The sequence below is a fragment of the Asaia sp. W19 genome (assembly GCF_003994335.1).
Classification (GTDB): Bacteria; Pseudomonadota; Alphaproteobacteria; order Acetobacterales; family Acetobacteraceae; genus Asaia.
This window is the reverse complement of sequence record NZ_PNQZ01000167.1, coordinates 1-1,916: the sequence shown is the minus strand read 5'-3', so window position 1 is coordinate 1,916 and position 1,916 is coordinate 1. Positions and strand designations below refer to the sequence as shown.

The window sequence follows — 1,916 nt, the reverse complement described above, 5'->3', positions numbered from 1 at the left end:
GGCCCGTCGTCTCGACCGCTTTCGGGACCGCCATCGCTGTATCGTGGCAGATGTCACGCAGTGGTCGCCCGACAAGCATTATGATGTCTGGCACGACCGCGCAGCTCTGCATTTTTTGACCGAGCCTGAAGACCAAAGGCGCTATGGCGCTGCCCTGCGGTCCGCGCTCGCGCCGGGCGGTATCGCCGTTATTGGCGGCTTCGCCCCGAACGGGCCTTCGCGCTGCTCAGGCCTGCCCGTAATCCAGCATGACAGCGCGTCCTTGTTGGACATGCTCGGCACAGAGTTCAAGTTGCTGGAATCCATCGAGCATCTACACGAAACCCCAGGGGGGTCGAAACGAATTTTTTGTTTTTCTGTTATTTCGAAATAAAGATATACAGAACGTCTATTATCCTCTGATTCGATCGCATATTTTTTCTATAAATCTGAATTTTAATACGGGTAAAATCGAGAAAATTTAGTTATTATGCAATATTTATAAATGTCATTTATATTTTTTTATAATCTCGCTAAGGGGCGCGATTGGCCTCAACTATAGGTGAGTTTTGTTTACTCAAGTTTCATCATCCGCACCACGGGACTGATCGCAACGGGCTAAGGCAGGCGTAGAGTGCGTAGCCGATGTTTGGCCAAAATCAGAAGATCTCGAACGATCGAGCTATAACTTCTGTCGTGGAGTCATTGGGATGACTACCTTGGGTCTTGCGAAAAGCCATGTTTTTTAAACAAGGTTTTAAGAATGGTGCGTCGCTGTTCGCCCTGCAGTGTGTCCGCATCTATGGCCCAGAATGAAAGATGAGGCATGTTTATCACAGGAATGCGTCGTCCGGCGATCGTGCACACTCCAGAATGAATTTTCCATGCGGCGTGATGCGCCTCGTAAAAGTTAAAAAAGTCTGCGTTGATGCCCCGTCGGAATGCGTTGCGGCTACCATGAGTCAGGATTATTCTTGGATGAATTGCCTGCACGAAGAGTTCATGGACGGGGCGGCATTGCGCGATGGCAAGTGTAAAATTCTCGTGCAAACGCAGATTGCGCGAACGGGTGAAGACCAGATTACTCGCAGCAACGCTGCGGACTTCCAGCCCCATCATTACGAAAAGCATTTGTATCCGGCGCTGTAATGGTGCCTCTCCAGGGCGCAAGGTTTTCGGGGGATCGCGCCATGATTGGTCCAGAAAAGCGTTCAAACCAGATCGGCTTGCCGCAAGTGAATGTCCCAAGGTTCCATCGGGGGTACTTTCGGGGCTACCTCCGGGATTGAGCCCGAGAAAATATACTGGGCCCGATTTTAGAGTTGTGACATCGCTATAAAGGACCGCGCCTGAGGCATCGAGTAGTGAGTTTTTCCCATGCGAGGCCTGAGAGGCCAGGTAGGCCTCAGCTTGATCGAGAACGGCGTGCGGTTGGAGATTGAACATCGGATGGTGATCCTGAAGCAGAGCCGTATCTTGGGATGCAAGGCGAGAAGAGGGCATGGACCTCGTTGCAGTCCGGCTTCACTATCCTGTCCTGGAGCAGTTTAGGCAATGCGAGGGGCATATCGAGAGATGGACATCGGGACTGACGATCTTTCCAGCGAGGAAACGCGGGCTCTTCTTGCCGTGCATCTGGCTGGCATGGCCGAGAGTTCGCCCGAGGCGTTCCGGTTCGCACTTGATCTGTCCGGTTTGATGGTACCCGAGGTGACGGTGTGGTCTGCACGCATCGACGGGCGGGTTGCAGCGATCGGCGCCCTGAAGATCTTCGGTGAGGGGGTGGGGGAGGTCAAATCCATGCGCACCCATCCCGATTTTCTCGGGCGGGGGGCAGGGGCAGCGATTCTCGCTACGATTATCGCCGCGGCCAGGGCGCACGGGCTGAGATGTCTGAGTCTTGAGACCGGTACGGCCCCCTCCTTCGCGGCCGMGAT

The 1,916-nt window shown here is 53.9% G+C and carries 3 protein-coding genes; 2 read left to right on the top strand and 1 reads right to left on the bottom strand.

Annotated features, from left to right (window positions below):
• Positions 1–373: trans-aconitate 2-methyltransferase (locus tag C0V97_RS17660; protein WP_233582259.1), on the top strand; the 373-nt coding region annotated here is incomplete at its 5' end.
• A 320-nt stretch (positions 374–693) separates the two neighbouring features.
• Here the strand turns inward: C0V97_RS17660 and C0V97_RS17655 are convergent.
• Positions 694–1,425, bottom strand: a complete 732-nt coding sequence (locus C0V97_RS17655) for a hypothetical protein (protein WP_127103287.1) — start codon at positions 1,423–1,425, stop codon at positions 694–696.
• Positions 1,426–1,554: 129 nt separating this feature from the next.
• On the opposite strand from C0V97_RS17655, the gene C0V97_RS17650 reads away from it, so the two are divergent.
• Positions 1,555–1,916, top strand: a 362-nt coding sequence (locus C0V97_RS17650; RefSeq protein ID WP_127103733.1) for a GNAT family N-acetyltransferase, incomplete at its 3' end; no start/stop codon positions are given.